Raw genomic sequence first — 1054 nt, 5'->3', positions numbered from 1 at the left:
GGCACGGGCCTGGGGCTGGCCATCTGCCGCAAGATCATCGACGCCATGGACGGCACCATCGTGGCCAGCAACCGGCCCGAGGGCGGCTCGCTGTTTCGCATCACCCTTCCCTGCCGCAGCGCATCGGAGACGCGACCGGCGGAGCTGCTGTAGCGGCACCGCCGGCCGGCGCGCCTGCGGCCGGCAAACGGGTGGTGAACAAGTGGCAAACGGGTGGCAACAAATGAGAAAAAGTCTCATTTAGAATGCCAGCACTTCGTCCCGCCCTGCCCGCCTGCCTTTCCTCCCCGCTTGCTTGTATGACACGCCATCCGACTCCTGCCGCCTGGCTGGGCCTGGACCTGCACTGGGCCTATGGCAGCCTGCTGCCCGCCATCTGGCGCAGCACGCGCTGCATCCACCGCGCGCAGGATGTGCTGCATGACGCCTTCGTGCGCTACGCCCTCAGCGGCCGGCACGAAGGCATCGCCCAGCCGCATGCCTACCTGCGCGTGGTGGCGCGCACCGTGCTGGCCGACCAGATGGCGCATGAGCGCCGCTTCGTGCCCCTGCCCGAGCTGGCAGGCGAGGCCGGCGCCGCGCAGCACCCGGTGGCACGCGCGGACGAAATCGCCTTGCAGGAAGCCTTCACGGTGCCTTCGGCCGAGATGCTGGCCGACCTGCAGCAGCGCCTGGGCGCCGTGCAGCGTGTCATCCAGGGATTGCCTGCGCGCTGCCGCGAGGTGTTCTGGCTGTGCAAGGTGGAAGGCCACTCCCAGCCCCAGATTGCCGCCATGCTGGGCATCAGCCTGAACATGGTGGAGCGCCACCTGATGCGCGCCCTGCTGGACCTGCGCGCCGCACGCGAGCTGCTCGCGCCATGAGCACGCCGCGCGAGGAAGCCGCGCGCTGGTTCATACGCATGCACCGGGATGCGGGAGCGCGGCCGGGCGCCGCCGATGCCGCTGCCTGGCGCCGCTGGATGGACGCCGACCCGCGCCACGCCGCCGAATACGCCGCCTTCGAGGCGCTGTGGCAGGACTTCGACTCCACGCCCCGCACCGAGGCCCTGGCC

3 protein-coding genes are annotated in these 1054 nt (G+C 70.6%); all 3 read left to right on the top strand.

The genetic code is table 11. From position 1 onward, the window contains the following. A partial coding sequence (locus L995_RS32605; protein ID WP_231574566.1) for an ATP-binding protein occupies positions 1–153 on the top strand: 153 nt, incomplete at its 5' end. 146 nt (positions 154–299) lie between these two features. Continuing rightward, positions 300–863 (top strand): RNA polymerase sigma factor, encoded by a 564-nt coding sequence (locus L995_RS30015; protein ID WP_047217939.1) that lies wholly within the window; start codon positions 300–302, stop codon positions 861–863. Further along, a partial coding sequence (locus L995_RS30010; protein WP_047475102.1) for a DUF4880 domain-containing protein occupies positions 860–1054 on the top strand: 195 nt, incomplete at its 3' end. The genes L995_RS30015 and L995_RS30010, both read left to right, overlap by 4 nt.

The sequence above is a fragment of the Delftia sp. ZNC0008 genome, from assembly GCF_000799035.1.
Lineage (GTDB): Bacteria > Pseudomonadota > Gammaproteobacteria > Burkholderiales > Burkholderiaceae_C > Comamonas > Comamonas tsuruhatensis.
The sequence above is the reverse complement of the archived record's forward strand: the minus strand, read 5'-3'. Positions and strand labels throughout refer to the sequence as shown.